General features: G+C 75.1%; 25 protein-coding genes. 2 read left to right on the top strand and 23 right to left on the bottom strand.

Annotated features, from left to right (window positions below; translation table 11 throughout):
- Positions 1 to 8: 8 nt before the first annotated feature.
- From ABWK59_RS06790 to ABWK59_RS06760, 7 genes are all read right to left on the bottom strand, one after another.
- The gene (locus tag ABWK59_RS06790; RefSeq protein ID WP_354638725.1) at positions 9 to 1,115 is read right to left on the bottom strand and encodes a Ku protein; all 1,107 of its coding nucleotides are present in this window, start codon (positions 1,113 to 1,115) and stop codon (positions 9 to 11) included.
- Positions 1,115 to 2,110 carry a hypothetical protein gene (locus ABWK59_RS06785; RefSeq protein WP_354638723.1) on the bottom strand — a complete coding sequence of 332 codons (996 nt, stop codon included), beginning with the start codon at positions 2,108 to 2,110 and terminating at the stop codon, positions 1,115 to 1,117. Before ABWK59_RS06785 ends, ABWK59_RS06790 begins: the two co-directional genes overlap by 1 nt.
- 178 nt (positions 2,111 to 2,288) lie before the next feature.
- On the bottom strand, positions 2,289 to 2,492 hold the full coding sequence (locus tag ABWK59_RS06780; protein ID WP_354638721.1) for a hypothetical protein: 204 nt from the start codon (positions 2,490 to 2,492) through the stop codon (positions 2,289 to 2,291).
- A 123-nt stretch (positions 2,493 to 2,615) separates the two neighbouring features.
- Entirely contained in the window at positions 2,616 to 3,833 is a 1,218-nt protein-coding gene (locus ABWK59_RS06775; protein ID WP_354638719.1) for a DUF5685 family protein, read from the bottom strand.
- A gap of 249 nt (positions 3,834 to 4,082) precedes the next feature.
- Entirely contained in the window at positions 4,083 to 4,463 is a 381-nt protein-coding gene (locus ABWK59_RS06770) for a DUF6188 family protein (RefSeq protein ID WP_354638717.1), read from the bottom strand.
- A 164-nt stretch (positions 4,464 to 4,627) separates the two neighbouring features.
- Positions 4,628 to 5,701, bottom strand: coding sequence for an NUDIX hydrolase (locus ABWK59_RS06765; RefSeq protein WP_354638716.1), 1,074 nt, complete (start codon positions 5,699 to 5,701; stop codon positions 4,628 to 4,630).
- 166 nt (positions 5,702 to 5,867) lie between these two features.
- The gene (locus ABWK59_RS06760) at positions 5,868 to 6,422 is read right to left on the bottom strand and encodes a hypothetical protein (protein WP_354638714.1); all 555 of its coding nucleotides are present in this window, start codon (positions 6,420 to 6,422) and stop codon (positions 5,868 to 5,870) included.
- A 244-nt stretch (positions 6,423 to 6,666) separates the two neighbouring features.
- On the opposite strand from ABWK59_RS06760, the gene ABWK59_RS06755 reads away from it, so the two are divergent.
- Entirely contained in the window at positions 6,667 to 7,749 is a 1,083-nt protein-coding gene (locus ABWK59_RS06755) for a S1 family peptidase (protein WP_354638712.1), read from the top strand.
- Positions 7,750 to 7,852: 103 nt separating this feature from the next.
- On the opposite strand, the gene ABWK59_RS06750 is transcribed toward ABWK59_RS06755, so the two are convergent.
- The 12 genes from ABWK59_RS06750 to ABWK59_RS06695 all read right to left on the bottom strand — a co-directional run bounded on the left by ABWK59_RS06750 (position 7,853) and on the right by ABWK59_RS06695 (position 18,319).
- Positions 7,853 to 8,362 carry a hypothetical protein gene (locus tag ABWK59_RS06750; RefSeq protein WP_354638710.1) on the bottom strand — a complete coding sequence of 170 codons (510 nt, stop codon included), beginning with the start codon at positions 8,360 to 8,362 and terminating at the stop codon, positions 7,853 to 7,855.
- Positions 8,359 to 9,045 carry a hypothetical protein gene (locus tag ABWK59_RS06745; RefSeq protein ID WP_354638708.1) on the bottom strand — a complete coding sequence of 229 codons (687 nt, stop codon included), beginning with the start codon at positions 9,043 to 9,045 and terminating at the stop codon, positions 8,359 to 8,361. The genes ABWK59_RS06750 and ABWK59_RS06745 overlap by 4 nt, the downstream gene beginning before the upstream one ends.
- A gap of 2 nt (positions 9,046 to 9,047) precedes the next feature.
- Positions 9,048 to 10,358: a putative T7SS-secreted protein gene (locus ABWK59_RS06740; protein ID WP_354638707.1), complete on the bottom strand. Its 1,311-nt coding sequence runs from the start codon at positions 10,356 to 10,358 to the stop codon at positions 9,048 to 9,050.
- A complete protein-coding gene (locus ABWK59_RS06735; protein ID WP_354638705.1) occupies positions 10,355 to 10,654 on the bottom strand; it encodes a hypothetical protein in 300 nt (99 codons plus the stop codon). The genes ABWK59_RS06740 and ABWK59_RS06735 overlap by 4 nt, the downstream gene beginning before the upstream one ends.
- Before the next feature lie 138 nt (positions 10,655 to 10,792).
- Positions 10,793 to 10,984 carry a YegP family protein gene (locus ABWK59_RS06730; protein WP_354638703.1) on the bottom strand — a complete coding sequence of 64 codons (192 nt, stop codon included), beginning with the start codon at positions 10,982 to 10,984 and terminating at the stop codon, positions 10,793 to 10,795.
- A gap of 194 nt (positions 10,985 to 11,178) precedes the next feature.
- Complete coding sequence (gene ligD / locus ABWK59_RS06725) at positions 11,179 to 12,120, bottom strand: non-homologous end-joining DNA ligase (RefSeq protein ID WP_354638701.1); 942 nt, start codon at positions 12,118 to 12,120, stop codon at positions 11,179 to 11,181.
- A gap of 96 nt (positions 12,121 to 12,216) precedes the next feature.
- On the bottom strand, positions 12,217 to 13,536 hold the full coding sequence (locus ABWK59_RS06720; protein WP_354638699.1) for an aldehyde dehydrogenase family protein: 1,320 nt from the start codon (positions 13,534 to 13,536) through the stop codon (positions 12,217 to 12,219).
- Positions 13,537 to 13,577: 41 nt separating this feature from the next.
- The gene (locus ABWK59_RS06715; RefSeq protein ID WP_354638697.1) at positions 13,578 to 15,305 is read right to left on the bottom strand and encodes an asparagine synthase; all 1,728 of its coding nucleotides are present in this window, start codon (positions 15,303 to 15,305) and stop codon (positions 13,578 to 13,580) included.
- A gap of 13 nt (positions 15,306 to 15,318) precedes the next feature.
- Positions 15,319 to 15,837, bottom strand: a complete 519-nt coding sequence (locus ABWK59_RS06710) for a hypothetical protein (RefSeq protein ID WP_354638695.1) — start codon at positions 15,835 to 15,837, stop codon at positions 15,319 to 15,321.
- A gap of 24 nt (positions 15,838 to 15,861) precedes the next feature.
- Positions 15,862 to 16,674 (bottom strand): hypothetical protein, encoded by an 813-nt coding sequence (locus ABWK59_RS06705; RefSeq protein ID WP_354638693.1) that lies wholly within the window; start codon positions 16,672 to 16,674, stop codon positions 15,862 to 15,864.
- A complete protein-coding gene (locus ABWK59_RS06700; protein WP_354638691.1) occupies positions 16,671 to 17,723 on the bottom strand; it encodes a hypothetical protein in 1,053 nt (350 codons plus the stop codon). The genes ABWK59_RS06705 and ABWK59_RS06700 overlap by 4 nt, the downstream gene beginning before the upstream one ends.
- Positions 17,720 to 18,319, bottom strand: coding sequence for a cupin domain-containing protein (locus tag ABWK59_RS06695; protein ID WP_354638689.1), 600 nt, complete (start codon positions 18,317 to 18,319; stop codon positions 17,720 to 17,722). Before ABWK59_RS06695 ends, ABWK59_RS06700 begins: the two co-directional genes overlap by 4 nt.
- Positions 18,320 to 18,516: 197 nt before the next feature.
- On the opposite strand from ABWK59_RS06695, the gene ABWK59_RS06690 reads away from it, so the two are divergent.
- On the top strand, positions 18,517 to 18,768 hold the full coding sequence (locus ABWK59_RS06690; RefSeq protein ID WP_354638687.1) for a hypothetical protein: 252 nt from the start codon (positions 18,517 to 18,519) through the stop codon (positions 18,766 to 18,768).
- A 135-nt stretch (positions 18,769 to 18,903) separates the two neighbouring features.
- Here ABWK59_RS06690 and ABWK59_RS06685 read toward each other — a convergent pair whose 3' ends face one another.
- From ABWK59_RS06685 to ABWK59_RS06670, 4 genes are all read right to left on the bottom strand, one after another.
- Positions 18,904 to 20,295, bottom strand: a complete 1,392-nt coding sequence (locus ABWK59_RS06685; protein ID WP_354638685.1) for an NADP-dependent succinic semialdehyde dehydrogenase — start codon at positions 20,293 to 20,295, stop codon at positions 18,904 to 18,906.
- Positions 20,296 to 20,298: 3 nt separating this feature from the next.
- Entirely contained in the window at positions 20,299 to 22,671 is a 2,373-nt protein-coding gene (locus tag ABWK59_RS06680; protein WP_354638684.1) for a glycoside hydrolase family 65 protein, read from the bottom strand.
- 152 nt (positions 22,672 to 22,823) lie between these two features.
- Positions 22,824 to 23,852: a sphingomyelin phosphodiesterase gene (sph, locus tag ABWK59_RS06675; RefSeq protein WP_354638682.1), complete on the bottom strand. Its 1,029-nt coding sequence runs from the start codon at positions 23,850 to 23,852 to the stop codon at positions 22,824 to 22,826.
- A 125-nt stretch (positions 23,853 to 23,977) separates the two neighbouring features.
- Complete coding sequence (locus tag ABWK59_RS06670; RefSeq protein WP_354638680.1) at positions 23,978 to 25,078, bottom strand: SDR family oxidoreductase; 1,101 nt, start codon at positions 25,076 to 25,078, stop codon at positions 23,978 to 23,980.
- Positions 25,079 to 25,187: the final 109 nt, after the last annotated feature.

Genomic DNA, 25,187 nt, shown 5'->3' with positions numbered 1-25,187 from the left:
GACGGCGGTCAGGCGGCGCTGCGGGTGGCCTTGCGGACGGCCTCCTGGAGCTGCTCCCGGTTCATCGTCGAGCGGTGCGGGATGTCGAGGTCGCTGGCCCGCTTGTACAGGTCGGCCTTGCTGAGCCGGGAGAGGTCCTCCTTCACCGCGGTGGTGCGCTTCTTCGCCGCCGGCGCCTGCTTCGCCGTCCGCGCGGAGGTGCTCTTGGTACCTGCCGGGGCCTTGGGGGAGCGGGCCGGCCGGGCCGCCGACTCCTTCCCGGCCGTCCTCCCGCCCGTCCTGCGGCCGGCCGCCTTCGCGGTCCCGCCCTCCCCGTCCGCAGGTCGGCCGCCCTTGGCGCCCTCCAGACTGCGGCGCAGCACGTCCATCAGGTCGACCACGTTGGTGGCCTCGGCGGGCTCGCCCTCCGAGACGGCGATCTCGCGGCCGGCCGCCTTGTCCTCGACCAGCTTGCGGACCTGGTCGGCGTAGGTGTCCCGGTACTCCTCCGGGTGCCACTCGACCTCCAGGGTGCCGATCAGCAGCTCGGCGGTCTCCAGTTCCTGGCTGGTCAGCTCCACCTTCTCGTCCGGGAGGTTGTCGATCTCCCGCCGGGGGTCGCGCACCTCGTCCGCGAAGTGCATGGTGTGCAGCTCCAGCAGGTCCCCCTCGGCCCGGACGGCCGTGAGGTACTCCTTGCCGCGCATCGAGAACATCGCCAGCCCCGCCTTCCCGGACCGGTCCAGCGCCTCGGTCAGCAGGCGGTAGATCTTGGCGTACTCCGGGCCCTTGGGGCCGAGGTAGTACGTCTTGTCGAAGAAGATCGGGTCGACCGTGGCGAGGTCGACGAACCCGGAGATGTCGATGGTCCGGGAGCGGCCGGGCGAGATCTGCTCCAGTTCCTCCGGCTCCACCACCACGTACTCCCCGTCGGCGAGCTCGAAGCCCTTCACGATGTCGCCGAAGGCCACCTCCTCGCCGGTGCGCTCGTTGACCCGCTTGTTGCGCACCCGGTCGCCGGTGCCCCGCTCCAGCTGGTGGAACCGGACCGCATGGCTCTCGGTCGCCGTGTAGAGCGCGACCGGTACCGTGACCAGCCCGAACGTCAGCACCCCTGTCCACACCGGTCTGGCCATCAGCCGGCTCCTTCCTCGTACGGCTCCCGGTCCGGTACCCCGTCGGGGCCCCCGTCCGGCGCGGACGGCCGATCCAGCCGTTCGTGTGCGCTCTCCACTCTGCTCCTCGCGTCGGCCACCTGCCGAGCCGCGCGCTCCCGCTCGACCCGCACCTCCTCCTCCGCGGACCGGGCCCCGGCCAGCCGGTCCTCCGCCTGCCGCAGGGCCTCCCGGGCCCGCTCGGCCTGTCCGGCGGCCTTCTCGCGCGCGGCGGCCAGCCGGTCGGCCCGCTGCTCCAGGCGGCGCAGTGCGGACTCGGCGCCGACGGCGGCGCGCTCGGCCTCGACGAGCGCGGCCCGGGCCTCGGTCTCCCGGGCCTCCGTCTCCCGGACCTCGGCTTCCGCTGCGGCCCGGGCGTCCGCCTCCGCGTCCGTCGTGGCGTCCGGTTCCGCCTTGGTTCGAGCCGCCGCCCTCCGGCCGGCCGGACGGGCCGGCGCGGGCCGGGTGCGGGGCTCCGGCGGCCGGGCGACGCCCACGGCGGCCGGGAGATCGGCGGTGGTGTCCAGGGCGGTGGTGAGCCGGCCCGCCGCCACCGCCTCGGCGGCCCGCTCGTCGGCCAGCGCGGCCCGCAGGGTCTGCTCCACCTCGCGCAGCTGCGGCTCGCCCAGGCGCTCGCCGGCCTCCGCGGCGACCGCACGGGCCCGTGCGGTGAGTGCCGCGACCAGCTGCTGGCGCCGGGCGGAGAGCTCGCGCAGCTCGGGTCCGGCGAGGGCCGCCTGGGCCTCGCGCAGCGACCGGCCGAGGGCCAGGAAGGGTTCGACCTCCTCCGGCCGGGTCCGCGCCAGCAGATTGACCGCCCAGGCGCCGAGGGTCGGCCGGCGCAGTGCCCCGACCCGCTTCGCCAGCGCGCGGTCGCCGGCCTTCCGGGCCCGGTCCGAGGCGGTGTTCCTGGCCTCGGTGAACCCGGTCGGCGGCAGACCGTACAGCTCGTCGGCGATGGTTTCGAAGTCGCTCACGGCAGTGCACACTCCTCGCGCCCGGACGCGTATGCCCCGGTTCCACGAGTAGCAGCACCCGCCGGACCGCGCCCGCGTACGGCCCCGCCGCGGGCGGTCCGATCGCGGGTGGTCCGGCGGGCCGGACCGTGGGTCGGGCCGCCCGGCGGACCGGACCGTGGGTCGGGCGCGCCGGTGGTCAGCGGTAGCGGTAGTAGCGCTCGACCACGGGGGAGAGGTGGGGGTGGGGGCGGCGGTCCCGCTGCGGCGGGACGCGGTCGGGGTCGGCGGACCCGAGGTGGTGGTCGGCGTAGCCGCGGCCGTAGTCGAGGCGCCGCGCGTCGGCGACCAGGTCGGCGATGGCGTCGGCGGCGCCGTCCCGTCGGGTTCTCCTGCCCAGCATGCTGTCCACCTCTTCGGGGCTCGTACAAGACGGACCAGTGTTCTCCGCCGTACGGCCCCCGGCCACCACCCGCGCCGCCGCCCTTGGTTCCGGTTTCGTCACAGAGCGGGCCGCCGCCCCCGGTCAGCAGTCGCAGCCGCACCCGTCGCAGCAGCAGCCGTCACAGCAGTCACACCCGCCGCAGCAGTCGCAGCATCCGGAGCAGTCGCAGCCGCTGCAGTCGCAGTTGCCGCAGTTGCGCTCGCACCAGCCCTCCTTCTTCTCCCGGGTGAACGGGTCGTTGTGGTCGCAGCAGAGCAGCTGGCAGGTGCAGGCCATCGTGGCCCAGACCGCGCATCCGGCCAGCAGGCCGCGGCGGCGCGGAGGCTTCGGGTCGTGCCCGCCCGGGCCACCGGGGCCGCCGGGGTACGGGCCGCCCGGGGCCTGCGGGTGCGGTCCGCCGGGGTGCGGGGCGTGCGGGGTGTGGGAGCCGGTGGCGCAGCTCGCGGTGCGTCCGAAGACCCGGTCGACGGCCCGGTCGGTCTCGTGGGCGAGCAGCAGGTGGGCGAGCGCCTTGTCGGTGAACTCGACGTCCCGCAGGGCCAGGCGTATGCCGTGCACCGCGTCACGGCAGAGCCGCTCGGCCTCGGCGCGGTCGCAACCGGTGGCGGTCAGCGGGTTCCAGACGCCGGCCGCGTCGTCGGCGGCCTGGTCCTCGGCGGCGTCCAGCAGGTGGGCGAGGCGGCCGAACAGCCGCCCGGCCTCGGCGAGGGCGGCCGCGTTGCCGGGACGGCCGGCCAACCGGGCGGTGTGCGCGAAAGCCGCGGCGGTGGCGGTCTCGGTCGGCTCGGTCACCAGCAGCACCGAGCCGCCGGTGGGCAGGGACTTCTCCAGCTCCTGTTGCCGGGCGGCCGCGGTCAGCAGGACACCGGTGTCGAAGCCGACCCCGGCCGCGGTGTCCGCGCTCTGCCGGTCCCAGCGCCTGGCCACCGCCCGCGCGCCGGCTGCGACCGGACGCCGGGCGAACACCCCGTCGCCGTCGAGCACATGGTCGCGGACCTTCACCGAGGCGAGCGCCAGCGACACCGCGGCGGCCAGCCGGGCGCCCTCGCCGTGGGCGACCGAGGCGCTGCGCATGCCGCGCAGCGGACACGGGCCGGCGGAGCGGCGGCCGTCCTCGGGCGCGGTGCCCTGCGCCTCCACCAGGACGGAGATGATCAGACCGTCGTAGTTGGTGGCCGTTCGGGCGAGCTGGCCGTGGTCGTCGCGCAGCGCGAGGCAGAGCCCGCAGAGGTGGGCCATCCACGAGGTGTGCAGCCGCTCCGACAGGCGGTGCCGACAGGGCCTGATGATGCCGAACACGGTCTCCCCCAGTGGCCGCGGTCGCGGCGGTCCCCGCGACGGACCCCCGTGGACCGCCGCTGATGCTGCGACATCTTATGGGCTTGTCGTCCCGGACCCGCAGGCGGCTTTGACCGGTGCCCCCGGGCACCCGCGGTGGGGTCCGTCCTGGCTGACGGCCCGTCCCGGGCGTCGGTCCGACGATCCGACCGACTGCGCCCGGTCCGACGATCTGATCGGGTGTCGCCGGCCTGATGGTCCTACGAACCGTCAGGCCGTGAGGTAGCCACCGGGGAGGGCGGTGAACATCGGGCCGTCCGGGCCGGTCACCCGCCAGGGCTCGGTGCCGTCCGCGGCGGCGGTGTCCGGCGGGACGGAGAGCACCTGGCCGGTGTCGAAGTGCAGCTCCAGCCCGCCGGCCGGGGTCACCACGGTCGCGGCCACCCGGACGCCGACCAGCCGGGCGAGGCCGCCGGTGGGCGCAGGGGACAGCCCGGGGTAGTAGTGCTCGACCGCGCGGGAGGAGCTGACCCGCAGGTCGTTGGCGACCACCACCGCGATCCGGCCGGTGAGTTCGAGGACGAGCGTCCGGCCGCCGCGCACCCGCTCCACCCGGCGGCCGCGCAGTGCGGCGTCGATGGGGTTCGCCATCACGGCCTCCTCGCCTCCTCGTGTGCTCGCCCGGGTCCTCGCCCGGTCCGTCCGTCCCTCGCCCGGTCCGTCCGTCCGGGTCCGTTCACCCGGGCACCTGATCCATTGTGACGCGCGGCCCGGACCCGGTCATCCGGCGGCCACCGCGCCGCGGTTCTACGGCCTCAGACCGGGCGTCCCCGGACCAGCTCGACCGGTCCCGACGGGCCACCCGCGTCCCGTACCGCCAGGCAGGCGCTGAGCCGCTGCCACGAGGACGCGGAGAGCACCTCGCGGGCCGCCTCCGGCTCGAACAGCGCCCACTCCAGCAGCTCCTCCTCCTGCAGCCGGATCGCCGCGAACTCCGCCGGCCCGGCCCGGCCGCCGTCGAACACGTACACCAGGACGGGCCGGTCGCCCTCGCCGGGAGGCTGCCAGTCCAGGCCGAGCAGCCGGCCGGGCTCCCGCTCCCAGCCCAGCTCCTCGCGGACCTCGCGGCGGGCGGCCGCCCGGGGCAGCTCCCGGTCCGCCTCGATGCTCCCACCGGGCAGCGCCCAGTACGGGCCGATCTCACCCGGAGCCGGGCGCAGCCGTACCAGCAGCACCCGCCCGTCCGCGTCGGTGACCAGCACCCGGGCCTTCGCCCGGATCCGCGGCCGGGTGGCGATATAGGTGTCCCGGTCCATCGGCGGCGGGGGTGCCGGACGCTCGGCGGGCGGGAGGTCCAGCGCGGCGGCACCGGTGTACGGCGGTGGGGGAGCGGGCGCGAGCACCTCGGTGGTGTGGCCCACCGCGAACCCGTCCTCCAGCTCCAGCGGCGCCGCCCCGCGCGGCGCCCGCAGGCAGGCGGTGACCCGGCGGGACAGCTTCGGCGGCAGTGCGGAGCCCGCCTCCCGCGGCGTCACGAAACGGTAGCCGCGCAGCTCGTCCGCCTCCAGGTGGATGCCGGCCAGCTGCTCCTCCGTCAGGGGCTCGGCCCAGTAGAGGAAGGCGGCGACCGGGGGACGGAACCGGTCCGGGGTCCAGTCCAGGCAGGCCAGCCCGGCCAGCCGCGGGGTGAAGCCGAGCTCCTCGGCGATCTCGCGCAGCGCGGTCTCGCGGGGCGAGCCGTCCGGCGGCTCCCAGCCGCCGCCCGGGATCTCCACCGGGTGCTTGGCCTGGTACGACACCCAGACCACCAGGATCCGCCCCTCCCGGTCCGGGAACAGCACCCCCGCCGCCGCCAGCAGATCCCGCCCCGTACCCACCGAAGGACTCATCCCCACCCCGCCTCGCCGCGCGACACCCTTCGGACAGCATGCAGGACGCCCCGCGTCCCGCGCACGGTTCTCGCACGAAGGGAAGGCCCGCGCTGCGCGGAGGGTGGTCGCGCCCCCGGGGCGCCCGCGCGGAGCGGCGGTCAGGTGCACCAGAGCGGAGCAGCGGTCAGGTGCACCAGAAGAGGAAGGGCTTGCAGGTCTGGGTGGGGGACGGCGAGGTGGTGCGGGTGGGGTGCGCGCTGGTGGGCTTGGGAGCCGGGGCGGTGGGGGCCGCGGTGGAGGGGCCGGCGCCGGTGGTGGGGGCGGTGGTGGTCGGGGCGGCGGTGGAGGGGCCGGGGCGGGGGCTGCCGGACTTGGTGGGCTTGGCGGTGGGCACCCCGGAGGGGGACGCGCTCGGGCCGGGGAGGGTGGGGAGGCTCTGAACCGCCCCCTGGTCGGGCGTCTCCGCGGCGGTGGGGCTGGTGGAGCCGACGCCCTCGGGAGCGGCCAGCGCCAGCACCCCCGCGCCGCCGAGCGCAAGCCCGGCGGCGGTGAGCACGGCCAACCGGCGGCGTCCGCTGCGGGCGGGCTTCCGGCGGCGGCTGCCCGGCGCGGTCTCGGCCGGCGCCACGGCGGTGGTGGCAGCCGACGGGACGGGGACGTACGCCGTGGCGGCGGCCCCGCACCCCGGACAGGAGAGCGCGCCGTTGAGGTGGCGCCGACACGGTGTGCAGTAGTTCATGTGATCTTCCCGGAATCGCTTCGCGCCCCCGGACGCGCCGTCGCCAAGGACCCTACGCATGGCACGGCGGAGGCCGACAGGTGCCGCCTGTGAGGCTTTCGCGCAGATCTGTGGAGCACACGAACGGACCTGTGCAGAAGCGTGGCGCGCTGCGCGGAGTCTCGGCAGACGGTATTGACGGGAACAGGTGACGGAATCTGCCCAGCCGTCCTCCGATCCCGGAAGTCCCACGAACGGAGTACCCGTGACAGCCCTTCGAACCGGCCGCCGAGCCGCCCTGCTCGCCGCCTCCGTGCTCACCGCGACGGCCCTGGCGGTGTCCGTCGGCACCGCCGGCGACGCCGCCGCCAGCCCGACCCTCCCCGTACCGGTCATCGAGCCCGAACAGGCCCAGGCCCTGGCCGCCGGCCTGGAGCAGGACCTCGGCCAGGACCGCACCGCGGGCTCCTACCTGGACGCGGCGGGCCGGCTGGTGGTCACCGTCACCGACCGGCAGGCCGCGGACCAGGTGAAGGCGGCCGGCGCCGTCGCGCGGATGGTCCCGCACAGCGGCGCCCAGCTGACCGCGGCCACCGCCGAACTGGACCGCTCGGCGGCCGTCCCCGGCACCGCCTGGGCGGTGGACCCGGTCACCAACCAGGTGGTCCTGTCCACCGACTCCTCCGTGACCGGGGCCGGCCTGGAGAAGGTGCGGATGGCCGCCGCGAGCCTGGGCGCCGTCGTCCGGGTCGAGCCGATGCTCGGCCGGCTCACCACCAAGCTGGCCGGAGGTGACGCGATCTACGGCAGCGGGTACCGCTGCTCGCTCGGCTTCAACGTGCACCAGGGCAGCACGCAGTACTTCCTGACCGCGGGCCACTGCGGCGCGGCCGTCCCGACCTGGTACTCCGACCGCGGCCAGACCGTCAAGCTCGGCAACACCGCCAACGCCCGCTTCCCCGGGGACGACTTCGCCCTGGTCGGCTACACCAACGGCAGCACCCCGCCCTCGGCGGTGGACCTCTACAACGCCACCACCCGGTCGATCACCGGCGCGAGCACGCCCGCGGTCGGCCTGAGCGTCTCCCGCAGCGGCTCCACCACCGGCGTCCACAGCGGCAAGGTCACCGCCCTGAACGCCACCGTCAACTACGCGGAGGGCACGGTCCGCGGCCTGATCAAGACCAGCGTGTGCGCCGAGCCCGGCGACAGCGGCGGCCCGCTGTTCTCCGGGAACACCGCCCACGGCCTCACCTCCGGCGGCAGCGGCGACTGCACGGTCGGCGGCACCACGTACTTCCAGCCGGTGACCGAGGCACTCGCCGCCTACGGCGTGACCGTCGGCTGAGTTCGCCCCGGTCCCCGGCTGAGTTCGCCTGGGTTCCGGCCGGGAACGGCCGACGGGCCCTCCCCCTGCACAGGGGGAGGGCCCGTCGTGTCCACAGCGAGTGTCAGGAGCCCTGGGGCTGCCGCAGGACCAGGTGGACCGCGGAGTCGTACTGGGTCCTGCTCCAGTCCACGTCCCAGCCGCGCCGCGCCGCGAGGGCGGCGACACCGTCGACGCCGATGCCGCGGTAGTAGCGCCGCTTGATGTAGGTCGTGGGAGCGGTGTCCTTGTACTTGTAGCGGTACTTGCCGCTCTCGTTCCAGTCCCGATGCTTCTCGGCGAGCTTCAGGCCCCTCTCGATGCCCCGGGCGATCGCCCGGTCCGCCCAGGCCTCCCACTCCTGCTGGGTCCCGCGGCGTTCCAGCCGGTACCGGCTGGGCGTCAGCACGATGGCGGACATGCCCTTCTCGGCCGTGCCCTGGTCGAAAAAGCCGCCGTCCTCCATCTTGTAGAAGGCGTGCGGCAGCAGCCAGATCCACTGCAGCGTGAACTGCAGCCACAGACTGACGGCCCACCGCTTGCGCAGGGGGCCCGTTTTCACTCCGGGCGGCGCGGGGGTGTACGAGATGCTCATCCGAACGCCTCCGTGATTCTCGCGACGGTCTGCTGGTCCGGGATGGCCGCTGTGGGTGCCCCGGGCCGGTCGTACACCACCGTCTCGACGATGCCCGCCAGGATGCCGACGTACTCCGGGAAATCGGGCAACGAGGGCGTGCTGAGCTGCATCGTCACCAAGGTGCCCGCCCCGGCCACCGGGATGTACGCCGTGACCTGGGCCAGCTCCAGCTTCGCGGGTCCCTCACCCTGGTCGGGGAACTCCGCGATGACGCCGGAGATGACCACGACGACCGGGCCGACCGGGGCCTCCGTGCGGAAGACCTCGTTTGCCGGGTCGAGGGACAGCATGTCCTGCATCGCCGCAGCAGCGGTCTCCGCGTCCTCGGTGTCGGCCTGGTCGGCCTGGATGACCAGGGTGGCGATGGTGATCCGGTCGTCCTCGGTACCGCCCAGGTAGAGGCCCGAGTAGATCGCGCCGTCCTCGGCGGCGGAGGCGGCGATCTCGCCGTACCAGCCGGCCACGGTGGTCCGCTGGAACTCGGTGCCGCCCGACCAGATCTCCGCGGAGACCTCGGCGAGGTGCGCCTCGCGCTGGTCCTCCGGGAGTTCGACCCCGAGGGAGTGGAACTGGACCGGGATCTCCCAGCGGATGTCCAGCCCGTCGTCCGGCACTGCCTCGGCGGTGTCGGTCTGTTCCATCGTCACGATCCTGTCACCTGGTGGTAGAGGTTGGGCGCGTTCATGACGAGCCCGCCAGCCTTCATGCCGATCTGGGTGCCGCGCGACCACCAGGAGGTGGCCGGGGCGGCCCAGCCCACCGCTTCGCGCGTCGCGATGCTGAACTCGTTCGCGATGCCGGGCAGCTTCTTGAGCGGAGTCTTGGTGAGGAGCGGCTCGATCGCGTACTTATGCGCGAAACCGCCCTCCATGAACTTCTCGGCGATCTCCTTCCCTGCCCCGCGGAGATGTGATCCGGCGGCGGCGACCGAGCGCTCGGTGGCCAGGGCCTTGGCGCCCATGGCGACGCCCTTGCCGGCCTTGGCGGCGGTTCCGATGAATGGGAAGGCGCCGACACCGTCCAGCGCGATGGTCGTCCAACTGACGTTGGCGCCGCCGAGCTTGGCCAGTCCGTGGGCGCCGAGCGCGACCGCCGAGGCACCGGCCGAGGCCGCGCCGAGAGCGGCGGCCAGCGGCGGGCACCACATGGTGGCCAGCGCCGCGATGCCCAGCACCGCCGAGACGCCGCCGGCGATGTCGCCGATCTTCTTCAGCAGGTCGGCGTGCTTGGTCGCCCAGGCCTTGATCTTGCTGCCGATGCTCTTGAAGCCGTTGCCGATCTTCTCCCAGACGCTGATGTGCGGCGCGTTCTGGTTGGCCTTGCGTAGGGCCTTGGCGGTCTTGTCGGCGTCGTCCTGGTGGTGCTCCAGCAGCTCCTTGGCCTGCTTGACGATCGCCTCCAGCTCGTCCTCGATCGAGGAGAGCTCGCGCTTGGCGATGTCCAGCTCGTTCCCGGCGGCGTTCAGCTCGGCCTGCGCCGCGTTGATCCGCTGCTGGGCGCTGGCCAGTGACGCGTCGTCGTTGAACCGCTGGCCGAGCAGGCTGAACGCCGGGTTCTCGGAGGCGCTGTTGTAGTGGTTGGCGGCCCGTCCGACGTGGTCCTCGGCGGCGTCCTTCCGGCGCTTGGCGTCGGCGGCCTCGGCCTCGTACCGCTTGGCGGTGTTCTGGTACGAGACCAGGGTCTGGCTCCAGCTGCTGAGCTGACCGGAGGCGGCCTTCATGGCGTCGACGCTGTCGGCCATGTTCTTCGGCAGCTCGCCGATCTTGCTGGAGAAGCCCTTGGCCGCGTCGCCCTCCCAGGCGCTGCCGCCCTGGCCGATGGCGGTCAGGGTGCGGTGGGCGCTCTCCATCGCGCCGGCCGCCTTGTTGAGCTTCTGCACCAGGCCGTCGACGTTGCCCGGGTCACCCGGGGCCGGGTCGAAGCCGAGCGTGGGGTAGTCGTTCTTGCTGCTCACGCGGCCGCCCCCTTGGTCATCGCGTCGCGCACGGCCTCTTCGGTCTCCATATAGCCCTTGCGGGTCTCCTCCAGCTTGCCCTCGATCGCCTCGGTCCCCTGTGCGATCTTGGTGATGGCGTCCTGCCAGCTGTCGTCGAAATCATCGCAGGCTCGGTCCAGGGCCTTGCTCCCCGTGGTCTTCGGGCCGGTGTCGCGCATCGCCGTGAGTGCGTCCCGCATGTCCTCCTGGCTCTGCTTCAGCTGCTTGAGCAGCCGATCCAGCTCGTTCACCTCGACCCGGAAGTAATCCCCCATGGCGTGAACTCCCCTAGAACGTCGGAATGGTGCCCCACAGCCTAGGGAATGACCGGACCGTGACACACCACCGGGCCGGTCACCCGATCGACGGGTGACCGGCCCGGGGCCGGGATCTCAGCCCTGACCTGCCGCGCTCTAGCCCTGACCTGCGGCGCTCTCCTGCAGCGGCGCGTAGGGCGCCAGCTTGCGGATGGACTCGATGCTCCGCAGGCACTGCTCCCGCGACTCCTCGGGGTCGCCGGTCACCACGACCGCCCCGTTGGCCGCCTTCAGGCGGAAGCGGTGGTTGCCCGACTCGTCGACGTACAGCTCGAACTTTCCAGCCATGACGCTGCTTCACCTCTCCTTGGACCGCCCCCGTGCCGAAACCTAGGCCGAGGGCGCCGGCCCTGCACCCCGGGCGCCATCGGACGGGTGTGCGACGGCGCCCCGGACGGCACCCCGGACACCGACCCGGACGGCACCCCGGACACCGACCCGGACGGTGACCCGGGACACCGCCCCGGACTCTGCCCGCACGGTCACTCGGACGGGTACTCCCGCACCACCTCCCCGGCCGGCCGGTCCTGGCGCAGTCCCAGGAACCGCGGCGCCCGCAGCCGGCCGTCCCGGGTCCACTCGGTGAAGCCCACCTGGGCCACCAGCCGGGGCTCCACCCAGTGCGGCCGCCGCTCCGGCACCGGCTCGTCGAACGGGCTGTCGGGCCGCTCCAGCGCGTCCAGCACCTCCCGCAGGGCCAGCAGCGTCCGGGTGTCGAAGCCGGTGCCCACCTTGCCCGCGTACCGCAGCCGGCCGGCCTCCCGGTAGCCGACCAGCAGCGCGCCGAAGCCCACCCGGCTGCCGGAGGGCTCGGTGAAGCCGCCGACCACCAGCTCCTGGCCGGCCTCGCACTTGAGCTTCAGCCAGTCCGAGGAGCGGCGCGGCACGTACCGGCTGTCCGCCCGCTTGGCGATCAGCCCCTCCCAGCCCGCCGCGCACACCTCCGCCAGCGGCACCGGACCGTCGGCGGTCTCGTGGTCGGTGTACCGCAGCGGGTCGCCGAAGGTCACCGCCTCCCGCAGCAGCTCCTTGCGGTCGGTGAGCGGCAGGCCGGTGGTGTCATGGCCCATCAGCGCCACCACGTCGAACAGGAAGTACGTCACCGTCACCCCGGTTGCCACCGCCCGCCGGGGATCGTGCAGCCCCATCCGCTGCTGCAGCAGGGCAAAGCTGGGCACCCCGCGCCCGTCCAGCGCCACGATCTCGCCGTCCACGGTGAACTCCGGGACGGGCTGCGCGGCCAGGGCCGCCACCAGCTCCGGGTAGCCGTCCTCCAGACGCTTGCCGGTCCGCGACCACAGCCGTACCCGCGGGCCGGACCGCTCGGCCACCGCGCGGATGCCGTCCAGCTTGCGCTCCAGCACCCAGCGCGGGTCGAAGGAACGGCGGGTGGTGGCGGTGGCGAGCATGGGGCGGATCTCCATGCGGGACGCGTACCCGCGGGGCGGGCCCAGTGAGCGGACGGGCGCCGCGGACCGCTCACTTGGGCGGACCGCTCACTCTCAGGTCGGCCGCCCAGGTCACAGCCGCGCGGTGACCGTCTTCGGCCGCTGGTACTCCTGCAGCGCGAGCAGGCTCAGGTCCGTGCCGTGGCCGGAGGCGCCGCGGCCGCCGTGGGGCAGCTCGGCGGACTGCGCGAGGTGGCAGTTGAGCCAGACCTCGCCGGCGTCGATCCGGGCCGCCAGGTCCAGGCCGGCGGAGAGATCGGCGGTCCAGACGCTCGCGGCCAGCGCCTGCGGCACCGCGTTGGCCAGCGCCACCGCGTGGTCGGGCCCGTCGGCCCGCTGGACGGTCAGCACGGGGCCGAACACCTCCTCCACCACCGCCGGATCGTCCTCGGGCAGGTCGGCCAGCACCCGGGCCGGCCGCCACAGCCCGTCGCCGCGGCCCGGCGCCGCCACCGCGTACCGGGCGGCGGAGGCGGCCAGGATCCGGTCGTGACGGGCCGCCTGGTCGGCGTTGTTGAGCGGGCCGAAGTCGCGGCCGGCGCGGCGGGCGGCCATCGCGGCGGTGAGCGCCGCCACCACCCGGTCGTGGTCGGCGGCGAGGGCGATCACCCGGGCGGGGGCGGCGCAGCTCTGGCCGGCGTTGTAGGTGCAGGCGGCGGCCAGGTCGGCGAAGGTCCGGTCGGGGGCGTCGGGGAGCACCAGGACCGGGCTGTTGCCGCCCAGTTCCAGGCTGACCCGGCGCCCGCCGGCCCGGGCGGCGATCTCCGCGCCGGCGGTGGTGCTGCCGGTGAAGGCGATCATGTCCGCCTCCGCGGACACCAGCAGCCGCCCGGTCTCCCGGTCGCCGGCCAGCGCGGTCAGGACGCCCGCGCCGAGTGCCCGGTCGGCGTGCTCGGCGAGCAGCAGCGCCGAGTCCGGGGTGGTCCCGGCCGGTTTGAGGACCACCGTGTTCCCGGCGGCCAGGGCCGGGGCGCAGCGCCAGGCGGCCATCAGCAGCGGGTAGTTCCAGGGCACGATCGCGCCGACCACGCCCACCGGCTCCCAGCCCACCCAGCTGCGGTGTCCGGCCAGGTAGCCGCCGGCGGCGGGGGCCGTCTGCGCCCGCGCGGCCCCGGCGTGGAAGCGGAACTGGTCGGCGGCCTCCCGCACCTCGGCCTCCGCCTCGGCAGCGGGCTTGCCGGTGCCGGCCCGCTCCCGTTCCCGGTATTCGCCGGCGTGCGCCTCCAGCAGGCCGGCCAGGGCCAGCAGGCGGCGTTCCCGCTCGCGCGGGGTGAGGCCGCGCCAGGCCGGCAGGGCGGTCCGGGCCGTCCGGACGGCGGTGGCCACCCCTTCGGCGCGCGCCGGGTCGAGGGTGCCGCGCACCCGGCCGGTCCGCGGATCGATCAGCTCCATCGGGTGCCCCTCCCCACGCACGTCGCCACACACGTCGCCGCTCACAGGTCGTACGCCCGCAGCCACAGCTCCAGGGTGAGCAGCAGCCACAGCTTGCCGCCCTGCCGGGGCAGCAGCAGGCCGTCCCCGCGCATCCAGGTGCGGACGGTGTCCTCCCGGAACAGCCCCCGCTGCCGGGCCCGCGGCCCGAGCAGAAGGTCCCCGGACAGCTCCCGCAGCGGGCCGCTCAGCCAGCGCTGCACCGGCACCCGCATCCCGCTCTTGGGCCGGTCGATCACGGTGGCCGGCAGCAGGTCCCGTACCGCCTCCTTCAGCACCCACTTCTCGGCCGTGCCGTTGAGCTTCCAGCGCGGCGGGGTGGCGAAGGCGTGGTCCACCACCCGCCGGTCGAACAGCGGTGAGCGTCCCTGGAGCCCGCGGGCGGCGGTCAGCCGCTCCACCTTGGTGAGGATGTGGTGCGCGCCCTTGGTCCGCAGGTTGCAGTGCAGCAGCTGGTTGAGCAGCGTCCGCATCGGCCCGGGCCGCAGGTACGGGGCCACGAACCGGGTCGGCGGCGGCGCGTCGGCCAGCTCCCGCAGCACCTGGGCGGTCAGCAGCCGCGGCAGGTCCTCGTAGCACTTGCGGTACGAGCGCAGGTACGCCTCCGCCCGGGCGAGGGGCGCCGGGTCGTCCCGGTGCAGCTCGGACACCAGCATCGGCAGGTTCTTCGGGCCGCCGAACACCGGGTCGCCGCCCTCGCCGTTGAGCACCACCCGCGGCCCGTCGGCGGCCACCGCCTCCGCCAGCAGCAGGTTCGGTACGGTCAGCGGATCCCCGACCGGCCCGTCCAGCAGCGCAACGGTGTCCGCCAGCCGGGCGGCGACCTGCGCGCCGGACACGGTCAGCACCCGGTGCGAGGTCCGGCAGTGCGCCGCGACCAGGCCGGAGTACCCCAGCTCGTTGGGCAGTTCCTCGCCGAAGCTCACCGAGTAGGTGCGGACCGACCGGGTGTGCAGCTTGGCCGCCAGCGCGGTCACCAGCGAGCTGTCCACGCCCCCGGACAGCAGCACCGCCGCCTCGCCGGTGGCCGGCAGCCGGCGCCGCACCGCGTCCTCCAGCAGCCCGCGCAGCCCCAGCGCGTACTCGCCGGCCGGCAGCGGCTCCGCCCACAGCGCCTCGGCGGGCTCCCAGAACCGCTCCTCCCGCACCGAGCCGTCCCCGCGCAGCCGCAGGATCCGGCCGGGCAGCGCCTCCCGCACCCCGCGCAGCAGCGTCTCCTCGCCCGGCAGGTAGGCGAAGGTCAGGAAGGAGCGCACCGCGGCGGTGTCCAGCCCGGTGGCCAGCGCCGGCCAGTGGCGCAGCACCCGCAGCGAGGTGGCCGCCGCCCAGCAGCCCGCCGCCCGGGCGTAGAACACCGTCCGCGCACCGACGTGGTCGCGGATCAGCACCAGGTCCGCGCCGTCCACCACCACCAGCACGAACATGCCCTCCGCGGCCCGGACGCCCTCGGCGCCCAGCCGCAGCCAGCAGCGCAGCAGCAGCTCCCCGTCGGGGCGGTCCGCCGGCACCGGGTCGCCGGCGGCCGCCAGGGCCGCCAGCAGCTCGCCGCGGTTGTGCAGGGTGACCTCGCCGACGGCGCTGCGCCCGGCGACCGTGAACGGCCCCTCGGCGTGCCCCGGCTCACCGGGGATCAGCGCGGCCGGGCCGTCCGTCTTCGCACCGGTGACCAGCGCGAGCTGGGCCCGTGCCCGCCCGCCGTCGCCACCCGCGCAGGCACAGCAGCGTGCCATGGTCGAACCCCTCTCAGCCGAAGTCGTCCTCGTGCCAGTCGTCGCCGTCCTCCCAGTCGGAGGCCACCGGGTCCGTACCGCCCTCCCCCTCGCCCCCGCCGCCCGGGGAGCCGGCCGGCTGCCGCTCCCGCGCCCGCCGGCGCAGCTCCTCCTCCTCGTCGGGGGTCAGCGCCTGCGGCGGGAGCTGCGCGGCGGGCACCCCCGCGGCCGCCTGGCCGAGGACGCCCAGCACCACCCCCAGCCGCCCGCCGAAGGCGCTGCGGTTGACCAGGACCAGCTCGCCGCGGCCCCAGACCGTCCGGCCGTAGCCGATGTCCCGCCCGTACTCCACCCGGCCGTCCGCGTGGGTCCGCTTGACCAGGTCCTCACCGAGCCGCTCGTCGGTGCCGGAGTCGTTGCGGTCGTCCTGCCACTCGACCCGCCCGTCGGGCCGCCGGCGCCGCCACTCGCTGCGCCCGTCGGCGTAGCGGCGGTGCACCGTGCCGTCGGCGAGCAGCTCGTCGGCGTAGGTGAGTTCCCGTGGCTGGGTCATCGTCCGAGTCCTCGCGGGTGGGGGTCATGGGGACGGCCAGGTGAGGAAGCCGGAGCCGCGCAGGCCGCGCAGCCGGTGCCGGACCGGGAGGCGGGCCGGGACGCCCTCCCCCCGGACGCCGCGGATGACCGTCCGCAGCAGCCGGGCCGGGGGTACGGCGGCGACCTCGCTGAACCGCCCCGCGGCCAGCCAGGCCCGCTCGCCCGCCCGCATCCCCGGCGGCAGCGGCCCGCGGTAGGGCGTCGGGGACCGTCCGGCGGTCAGGTGCAGGGCCGCCGCGTCCCGCGGGGCCAGGCCCATCGGGCGCACCCGCAGCAGCGGGGAGTAGCGGTCGCGGATCCGGCGGTAGCAGGCCAGTCCGGCCGGGCTGGCGTCGTGCAGCACGTGGACCACGGCGCCGCCGGCCCGGTCGAGCGCCTCGGTCAGCCGGGCGTCCAGCGGCAGGTCGGCGGCGGCGAACACCGGGCAGGCCGCCTCCAGGTGGATCCCGTTGGCGCGGATCATCGCGGCGATCGACCGGTCCTGGCAGACCAGCAGCCGGGGGAAGGCGTAGTCGTACAGGTCGCTCTCCGCCGGCGGCAGGGCGGCGGCCGGCCGGGAGGCGGGCGGCGGCAGCACCCCGATCTCGGGCCGTCCGGCGAGCGCGGCGCGGAAGTCCCGGTACCGGACCGGCGGCGCCAGGGTGTACGGGAGGCGGCGCGGCCCCCGGTGCAGCGGCTGCAGCACCCGGCACAGCTCGTAGTACAGCTGCCGTTCGGTGAAGCGCAGGCCCTCGGGCTCGCCGGCCCGCCGGGCGGCCGCGAGCAGGGCACGGTCCAGCAGTCCACGGATCGTCATGTGGCCCCCTCGCCCGGCCAGGTGAGGAAGCCCACCGTGAGCGCCCGGCGCTTGGTGCGGGCCGGGTCCTCGGCCGACGCCCGGGACACCGCCCGGCCGGCGGCGGCGAGCACGGTGGCCGGCCGGGCCGCGGCCAGCGGGCTCCACCAGCCCTGGTCCAGCCAGTCCAGCTCGGCCGCGCTCAACCGCCCGCCGGCCCGCAGCCGGGCCAGCTCCGACCGGGCCTGGCCCGGCTCCCGCAGCCGCGGCGCCCGGGGCTGCTCCAGCAGGGCGCGCGGCGGCAGGCCGGCGTCCACGATCCGGCGGCCGGGCAGCGCGGCCCGGGCCTGCTCCACCAGCAGGCAGCCGCTCGGTGACGCGTCGTGCAGCACCACCAGCGGCAGGCCGGGTGGTACCGATCTCAGCTCCGCCGCCAGCACCACGCCGTGCCGCTGCGGGAAGGCGTTGGCGTGCAGGAAGGCGCCGATCGCCGGATCCGGGCAGAGCAGCGCGGCGACCGGCTCGGCCGGGACCGGGCCCGGGACCACCGCCTCCCGCTCGACCACGCCCGCCGGCAACTCCCCGTACACCTCCCGCCACGGCGCCAGCACCGATCGGCGGAAGGACTCGGCGGTCCAGTCCGAGCGGACCGGGCGTGCCGCCGGCCCGGCCGGCCCCCGGCGCAGCAGCAGGACGGACAGCAGCAGCACGGCTGCCGCCGCGACCCCGGACACCAGGGCCGCCGGCCCGCCGCGGGTGCCGGCCAGGACGCCCAGGACGGCGGCGACCGGCACCGCCAGGGCGGAGCCGACCAGCCGGCCCCGGCCGCGGGCGGGCCGCGGTCCCTGCGCGCCCGGCCGGCGGCGCTCGCGGGCGTAGCACAGCTGCTCCACGGTCACCGCGAGCCGCCCGTCCTCGGTCAGCCGGCGGACCAGCTCCCGCAGCCTCAGATCGCTGAAGCCGGACCCGCCCTGCTTCGGGTCCAGCGCGAATCTCCGCCGGCACTTGGCGCAGGTGCGGTCGGTGCGCTCACGGCGCAACAGGCTGGCCTGGCAGTGCGGGCAGATCATCGTGGGACCTCCAGCGCATGGGCGAGACGGCGAAGCCGGGCGGCCAGCCGTTCGCGGACGGTGACCGCGTCGGCGGTCCGGCTGTGCTCCACTTCCCTGAGTGCGGTGGCGAGTTCGGTGTCCCCGCGGCGTTCGGCCTCGGCCGCGGTGACCGCGTAGTCGGGGTGGTCGAGCCCGTACCCGGTGTTGGCGGCGAGGATGGGGAGCCGGCGCGGGCCGCGGTTGCCGAAGGAGTGCGGCATCAGCTCCGGGATCCGGACCATCAGCCCCGGGGCCAGCGGCACCCGGACCACCCGGCGGGCGTCCGCGTCCCACAGCCCGCACACCGCGTGCCCCAGGCTGAGCACCACGTGCTCCCCGCCGTGCGCGTGCGGGGTGAACGCGCTGTGCGGGGCGACCAGCCCCAGCTTGTACGTGGCGTTGGACGGGTTTTGGGGCGAGGTGGCCGCGTCGCCGACCAGGTAGTGCGCCACCTGGCCGTCGTCGATGAACCGGAGCAACGCACCGTCACCCGGCCCGCCGTCACCGAGCTCCCGGACACCGTCGCGGCGTCCGATCAGCACCCGGCCGTCCGGCCGCAGCTGGTACAGCTCCACTCCCTCAGGAAGCCCGGACGTCAACCGAGCCAGGCCGCGCAAGCCGGAACGCACCGACATGGAAACCCACCCCCCGGTGTCCTGAATGATGCTACCGATCCGGCCAGCGCGCGCCAGACCACCTCAGGCGCTGCCCGGTCGGCCTCCCGGGCGCATACTCGAACCCGGGGGTGCCGTGCGTCGTGGAGGTGAGTGGGATGGAGCAGTCCGCGGGGACGCCGAAGCGGCCCAGCCCGGTCCGCCGGCTGTGGGCCTGGATCACGGCCCGGCACAACACCTCACTGGTGTTCCTGCTGGCGCTGTCGCTCGGGCTGACGGCGGTCGGGGTGCAGGTCAGCCAGCTGTGGATCCAGATCGTGTTCGCGGTGGTCTGGGGCATCACCTTCGTCGCCCTGGTCGGCCAGTTCGTCGGCCGTCGCCAGGCGGCACAGCGGGCCCGGATGGCCTGATCCGGTCGTCCTCCGTCCTCAGGTCACCCTCCCGGGCACGGGGACCTGCGCGAATCGGAAGGCCCGCTGCCGCACCTTCCGATCCGCGCGGGTCCCCGCGCCCGCCGAGGAGTGACCCGCTTGCTCCAACCTGCCTCAGGCGCCCACCCACACCGTGGTGATGTTGCAGAACTCCCGGATCCCGTGCCCCGACAGCTCCCGCCCGTACCCCGAGCGCTTCACCCCGCCGAACGGGAACGCCGGGTGCGAGGCGGTCATCCCGTTGAAGAACACCCCGCCCGCCTGCAGGTCCCGCACGCACTGCTCCCGCTCCGCCGGATCCGTCGTCCACACGTTGGAACTCAGCCCGAACGGCGAGTCGTTGGCCAGGTCGATCGCCTCCTGGAGGCTCTCCACGCGGTACACGGTGGCCACCGGCCCGAACGCCTCCTCGCGGTGGATCCGCATCGCCGGCGTCACCCCGGTCAGCACGGTCGGCCGGTAGTACCAGCCCCCGTCCAGCCCCTCGGGCCGGTCGCCGCCGCACTCCACCCGCGCGCCCAGCCCCACCGCGTCCCGCACCAACTCCTCGATGTCCGAACAGCCCTGACGGCTCGCCAGCGGACCGACGTCGGTGGCCTCGTCCATCGGGTCGCCGACCACCAGGGCACCCATCCGCTCCGCGAAGGCGGCCGTGAACGCGTCGTACACCTCGGCGTGCACGATGAACCGCTTCGCCGCGATGCAGGACTGCCCGTTGTTCTGCACCCGGGCCACCACCGCCCGTTCCACCGCGGCCGGCAGGTCGGCCGACGGCAGCACCAGGAACGGGTCGCTGCCGCCGAGTTCCAGCACCGACTTCTTCACCTCGTCGCCGGCCGCCGCGGCCACCGAGCGTCCGGCGCCCTCACTGCCGGTCAGGGTCACCGCCGCGACCCGCTCGTCGCGGACCACCCGCTCCACCCCCGCGGCGTTCACCAGCAGCGTCTGGAAGCAGCCCTCCGGGTAGCCGGCGTCCACGAACAGCCGCTCCAGCGCCAGCGCGGTCCGCGGCACGTTGGAGGCGTGCTTGAGCAGCCCCACGTTGCCCGCCATCAGCGCCGGCGCCGCGAACCTGATCACCTGCCAGTACGGGAAGTTCCACGGCATCACCGCCAGCACCACCCCCAGCGGCCGGTAGCGCACGTACACCTCCGAGCCGCCGGAGTCGGCCACGTCCGCCGCGTCCGGGTGCTCGTCGGCCAGCAGCCCGGGCGCCCGGTCCGCGTACCAGCGCATCGCCTTGGCGCACTTGGCCGCCTCCGCCCGGGCCGCGCCGATCGGCTTGCCCATCTCCAGCGTCATCGTCCGCGCGGTCTCCTCCTGCCGTTCGTCCAGCAGGTCGGCCGCCCGGCGCAGCAGCGCGGACCGCTCCTCGAAGCCGGTGGTCCGCCAGTGCGCGAAGGCCGCCGCGGCACGGGAGAGCCGCAGCTCCACCGCGTCGTCGTCGAACGGCTCGAAGGTTTCCACGGTCCGGCCGGTGGCCGGGTTGACGGTGGCGATGGGCATGGGTCACTCCTCGTGGACGGTTTCCCGGTCGGCGCTCCACCGGCGCCTGACCGGCCGGCGGCCGTACGGCTGGACGACGGGCAGCGGCTCGGCGGCCGGCGGGATCGCCAGCCGCTCCGGTGCCTGGCGGGAGGCGGTGAACGGCTCCCCGTGGTGCCACAGGTCGAGGTCGGGGCCCTCCAGCAGGGTGTACTCCGCCGAACCCGCCACCACCTCCACCCGCAGCACCCGCCGCTGGAAGCACAGCGTGAACGCCAGCCGGCCCAGCCGATCCGGCAGCCGCGGCGCGAAGGAGAGGGTGTCCCCGTGGTGGCGCATCCCGCCCAGGCCCGCCACCACGGCGATCCACCCGCCCGCCGGCACGGCCGTTGGCAGCCCCTCGGCCAGGTCGGGCGAGGCCGGATCCACCAGCAGGCACTCGGCCAGGTAGTCGTAGGCCAGCGCGGTGTGCCCGGTCTCCGCCGCCAGCACCGCCTGGCCGCACGCCGACAGCGGCGAGTCCCGGACCGTCAGCGCCTCGTAGTACGCGAAGTCCCGGGCCTTCTGCGCCGCCGCGAACGCCTCCCCGCGCAGGTACAGCGCCAGCACCAGGTCCGCCTGTTGCACCACCTGCCGGCGGTGCAACTGCAGCGGCGGGTAGTGCTCCGCCAGCGGGTACCGGTCCGCCGGGGTCGCCTCGAAGTCCCACACCTGGTGCCCGGTGAACCGGTCCGCCTGCTGGTGCACCCCGAGCAGGTCGTCGTACGGCAGCGCCAGGTGCAGCGCCGCGTCCCGCCAGGCCGCGGTCTCCTCATCGTCCACCCCCAGGGCCACCGCCCGGTCCGCGTTGCGCTCCGCCGCGTCGGCCGCGGCCCGCAGGTTCTGCTGCGCCATGAGGTTGGTGAACAGGTTGTCGTCCGCCACCGCGGCGTACTCGTCCGGGCCGGTGACCCCGTCCAGGTGGAACACGCCCGCCGGGTCGTGGTGGCCCAGCGACAGCCACAGCCGGGCCGTGTGCACCAGCAGCTCCAGGCCGATCTCCCGGTCGAACAGCAGGTCGTCGGTGGCGGCCGTGTACCGCACCACCGCCTCCGCCACGTCCGCGTTCACGTGCAGCGCGGCCGGCCCGCCCGGCCAGGAGCCCGCGCACTCCGCACCGTCGATCGTCCGCGAGGGCAGCGCCGCGCCCGCCAGCCCCAGCCCCGCCGCCCGCCGCAGCGCCGCCGGCAGCGTGTGGTGCCGCCAGCGCAGCGCCTGCGCCACCGCCGCCGGCGCGGTGTACGTCAGCACGTGCAGCACGTACAGCTCGCTGGCGTACGAGCAGTGGCCCCGGTCGCCCGGACCGGTCAGCCCGCGCGCCGGGACCGCCCGCTCCTCGCCCCGGGCACCGGCCTGCAGCACGTGGAACAGCCCGACCCGGACGGCCTGCTGGATCTCCGCGTCCCCGTCCACCTCCACGTCCGCACGCGCCCAGAACTCCTCCAGGTACGCCCGCTGCTCCTCCAGCAGCCCCGGCCAGCCGGAGGCCGCCGCCGCGGCCAGCGCCGCGTCCACCTGCGCCCGCACCGCGGGCCTCGACCGGGCCGCCGACCAGCCGTGCGCCACCAGCTTCTCCAGCCGCAGCACCTGCCCGGCGCCCACCGGGGCGGTCACCGTGAGCCGCGCCAGGTCCGGCTCGGCCTCGACGGCGGTGGCGGTGCCGTCCGGGCCGCTCACCCGGTGCTCGGCCGCCACCGCCACCCGCAGCCCGCTGCGCGCGGTGCGGTGCACCAGCCGCAGCCGGGTGCCCTCCGCGGCGTGCTCCTCGGCGACCAGCACCGGCTCCGCCGGCGGGTCGTTCTGCGGGTCGTTCCGCGGCTCGGGGGCCGGCTGGTTGGCCAGCAGCTCGGACTGCACAGTGATCCTGGCCTCGCCGTCCACCGGCTCCACCTCGTACGCCACCGCACCGATCGCCCGCTGGGTCAGCGAGACCAGCCGCCAGGACCGCACCCGGACCGTCCGGCCCGAGGGCGCCGTCCACTCCACCTCGCGCTGCAGCACCCCGGTGCGCGGGTCCAGGCTGCGCCGGTGGCCGTGCAGCCGGCCGTACCGCAGGTCGAAGGGCTGGTCGTCGACCAGCAGCCGGACGATCTTGCCGTCGGTGACGCCGACCATCCGCTGGTCCGCCTCCGGCACGCCGCAGCCGGGCGCCGCCGGCGCCAGCGGGTACGCCTCGAACACGCCGTTGAGATAGCTGCCCGGCAGACCGTGCGGCTCGCCCTCGTCCAGGTTGCCGCGCCAGCCGACATGGCCGTTGGAGAGCGCGAACAGCGACTCGGCCGAAGCCAGCACGGCCGGGTCCACACGCGTCTCGACCAGGCACCACGGGTCCACCGGGTACGCGGGATGGCCGATCATTCCGCAGCACCTCCGGCGGTCTCGGGCACAGGAGCCATAGGACCACCCTGCGCCGCCCGCCGGGGGCGGGCACGCCGGACGCGGGCGACCGCGCTCATCCGGGGGCCGGTGCCCCGGGGTCGCGGCCGCCCGCGCGGCGGAGGCGGGCGGCGTCAGCCCGCGATCACCGGGTAGTGGTCGGAGAGGTCGTTGTAGGTGTAGCTCTTGCCCCAGCTGCTCACCGTCCACGGCGTGCTGTGGAAGCGGTGCACGTCGTTGCCGTAGCTCTGCGGGCGGGCGTGGTCGGCCCGGTAGAGCACGTAGTCCAGGTCCTCGTTCGGCTCGCCCGGGTAGCGGTAGGCGGCGATGGAGTTGTCGGTGGTGTCGAAGGAGTTCGTCCAGCCGGTGCGGGAGCTCGCGGGCGCCAGGTTGCCGTCGGCCAGCATCGACGGGTACTCGGAGCCGTGGAAGTCCACGTTGAGGTCGCCGGCGACCAGGACCGGCTCCGAGGCCGGGATTCTCTTGCCGTCCAGGAAGGTCTTCATGGCGGTCAGCTGGGCGGCCCGGACGGTGGCCGGCTGGCCGCTGGAGCAGCCCGAGTCGGTGGACTGCAGGTGGGTGCCGACCACGTGGGTGCGCACCCCGTTGACGTCCAGCACCGCGTAGACGAAGCCCTTGTTGGACCACCAGTCGGCGCCGCAGGCGTCCTTGAAGACGTACTGCTCCTTGCGCAGGATCGGCCACTTGCTGAGCAGGGTGACGCCGCCGTCCTCCGGGGTGGTGGAGCTGTAGCTGCCGCTGGTGGCGTCCCAGCCGCTGGTCGACCGGCCGACCACGGGCGTGTGGTACGGGTACTCGTCCGACGCCCGGGCGACCAGCGCGTCGGAGGCGGCGTTGTCGAACGCCTCCTGGAGGACCACCACGTCGTGGCCCTGGAAGAAGTCCGCGTCGGCGATCGCCTGGGCGCGGTGGTCCTGACCCCAGTTCGGGTACAGGTTCTTGCTCATCAGGAAGACGTTGTAGGTGAGCACGTTCAGGGGCGCCACGGTGACCGGCGCACCCTCGGTCTGGACGGTGGCGGCGGTCTCGCCGGTGGCGGCCTGCGCGGCGGGGGCCAGGGCCAGCGGGGTGACGGCCAGGACCGCCGCGGTGAGGGCCGCGGCGGCCGGACGCGAGGTGCGGCGGATGAGGGGCTGGGGCATCGATGCTCCGCGGGATTCGTGTCGAGAACTCGTCAAGCCGACGAGGTGTTGTGTAGTCAACTCGCGGTTCCCCACGCGCTTCAAGACGCGTGTCGAGCATCAGATGAACTCGGCCGAAACAGAACCTACCGATCGGTAGGCGCGGTGGCGGGTGCGGTGGTGGGCGCGGGGACGGGCGCGGCGCCGCCCGCGCGGCCGAAGCCGTCGGCAACCAGACGGACCGCCCAGCGCTCCAGCAGGTCGCCGACCGGCGGATGGCCGATCCCCGCCCGCCGGGCCAGCCGCTCCGCCGAGGCGGTGTCGTACCGGTCCTCGACGAGGAAGGACAGCGACTCCGGCTCCACCCCGGTCAGCGCCCGCGGCAGCCGGCGGACGAGCCGTACCGGCAGCACCAGCCGCGGTGCCCGCACGCCCAGACGGGCGGCGACGCGGCCGATCAGCTCCGGCAGCGGCGGCGTCGCCGGGTCGAGCACCGTGTGAACGGACACCGGGTCGTCGTCGTGGCGGGGCACGGCGGCCAGGAACGCGGCCAGGTGGTCCACCGCCACCACCGGCACCACCGTCCGCCGGCTGCCCGCCAGCGCCGGCAGCCGGCCCGTCCACAGCTGCTCCACCAGCAGTGCCAGCCCGATGTACTGCCCGGCCTCGCCGGTCACCGAATGCCCGATCACCACCCCCGGGTTCACCACCGTCAACGGCACCCCCAGCTCCGGCGCCAGGGCCCGGACCGCGGCGTCACCCTCCTGCTTGGACGCCTCGTACGCGCCGAGTTCCCGGTACAGGCGGTCGGTGCCGGTGGCGTCCATCGGTGTGCCGCCGCGGCCGACGCGGTAGCCGGAGAGGTGCACCAGCCGGCGGAGCCCGGGCCGGGCGGCGGCCCAGCGCAGCGGGTGCAGCGCGCCGTCCACGTTCGCCCGGCGGGCCTCCTCGCGGGTGAGGCCGAACCGGTACAGGGCGGCCAGGTTGTAGACGTCGCGCACGGCGCCCAGGCGGGCCTCGTCCTCCGGGGAGAGCCCGAGGTCGGGGCGGGTGACGTCGGCCCGTACGAGGGTGAGGCCGGAGTCCTCCGCCAGGCCGTGGTCGGCCAGCCACGCGCGCAGTTCCCCGCCGCGCGCCGGGCCGCGGACCGCGGCGGCCACCGGCTCGCCGCGGCGCAGCAGGTCGAGGGTCAGCCAGCGACCGATGAAGCCGGTGGCGCCGAGGACGAGGGTGGTGGGTGGGGTCATGACGCCTCCTGGATAAGTGGACCGATCTGCATAATTTCTGGACCCGTAGGTGCTGGGGCACTCGGGTAATTCAGGGGCGCGTGGGGGCACCTCCCAGCCGCCAACTGGC

Source organism: Kitasatospora sp. HUAS MG31 (assembly GCF_040571325.1).
Lineage (GTDB): Bacteria > Actinomycetota > Actinomycetes > Streptomycetales > Streptomycetaceae > Kitasatospora > Kitasatospora camelliae.
Note: the sequence above shows the minus strand (reverse complement) of the source record. Positions and strands in the feature narration are given on the sequence as shown.

Excerpts from the sequence above, each read along its gene's own strand:
- ABWK59_RS06790 (WP_354638725.1), bottom strand. The coding sequence starts at position 1,115 with ATGGCCAGACCGGTGTGGACAGGGGTGCTGACGTTCGGGCTGGTCACG.
- ABWK59_RS06780 (WP_354638721.1), bottom strand. The coding sequence starts at position 2,492 with ATGCTGGGCAGGAGAACCCGACGGGACGGCGCCGCCGACGCCATCGCC.
- ABWK59_RS06770 (WP_354638717.1), bottom strand. The coding sequence starts at position 4,463 with ATGGCGAACCCCATCGACGCCGCACTGCGCGGCCGCCGGGTGGAGCGG.
- ABWK59_RS06765 (WP_354638716.1), bottom strand. The coding sequence starts at position 5,701 with ATGAGTCCTTCGGTGGGTACGGGGCGGGATCTGCTGGCGGCGGCGGGG.
- ABWK59_RS06760 (WP_354638714.1), bottom strand. The coding sequence starts at position 6,422 with ATGAACTACTGCACACCGTGTCGGCGCCACCTCAACGGCGCGCTCTCC.
- ABWK59_RS06750 (WP_354638710.1), bottom strand. The coding sequence starts at position 8,362 with ATGAGCATCTCGTACACCCCCGCGCCGCCCGGAGTGAAAACGGGCCCC.
- ABWK59_RS06745 (WP_354638708.1), bottom strand. The coding sequence starts at position 9,045 with ATGGAACAGACCGACACCGCCGAGGCAGTGCCGGACGACGGGCTGGAC.
- ABWK59_RS06735 (WP_354638705.1), bottom strand. The coding sequence starts at position 10,654 with ATGGGGGATTACTTCCGGGTCGAGGTGAACGAGCTGGATCGGCTGCTC.
- ABWK59_RS06730 (WP_354638703.1), bottom strand. The coding sequence starts at position 10,984 with ATGGCTGGAAAGTTCGAGCTGTACGTCGACGAGTCGGGCAACCACCGC.
- ligD (WP_354638701.1), bottom strand. The coding sequence starts at position 12,120 with ATGGAGATCCGCCCCATGCTCGCCACCGCCACCACCCGCCGTTCCTTC.
- ABWK59_RS06720 (WP_354638699.1), bottom strand. The coding sequence starts at position 13,536 with ATGGAGCTGATCGATCCGCGGACCGGCCGGGTGCGCGGCACCCTCGAC.
- ABWK59_RS06715 (WP_354638697.1), bottom strand. The coding sequence starts at position 15,305 with ATGGCACGCTGCTGTGCCTGCGCGGGTGGCGACGGCGGGCGGGCACGG.
- ABWK59_RS06710 (WP_354638695.1), bottom strand. The coding sequence starts at position 15,837 with ATGACCCAGCCACGGGAACTCACCTACGCCGACGAGCTGCTCGCCGAC.
- ABWK59_RS06705 (WP_354638693.1), bottom strand. The coding sequence starts at position 16,674 with ATGACGATCCGTGGACTGCTGGACCGTGCCCTGCTCGCGGCCGCCCGG.
- ABWK59_RS06700 (WP_354638691.1), bottom strand. The coding sequence starts at position 17,723 with ATGATCTGCCCGCACTGCCAGGCCAGCCTGTTGCGCCGTGAGCGCACC.
- ABWK59_RS06690 (WP_354638687.1), top strand. The coding sequence starts at position 18,517 with ATGGAGCAGTCCGCGGGGACGCCGAAGCGGCCCAGCCCGGTCCGCCGG.
- ABWK59_RS06685 (WP_354638685.1), bottom strand. The coding sequence starts at position 20,295 with ATGCCCATCGCCACCGTCAACCCGGCCACCGGCCGGACCGTGGAAACC.
- ABWK59_RS06680 (WP_354638684.1), bottom strand. The coding sequence starts at position 22,671 with ATGATCGGCCATCCCGCGTACCCGGTGGACCCGTGGTGCCTGGTCGAG.
- sph (WP_354638682.1), bottom strand. The coding sequence starts at position 23,852 with ATGCCCCAGCCCCTCATCCGCCGCACCTCGCGTCCGGCCGCCGCGGCC.
- ABWK59_RS06670 (WP_354638680.1), bottom strand. The coding sequence starts at position 25,078 with ATGACCCCACCCACCACCCTCGTCCTCGGCGCCACCGGCTTCATCGGT.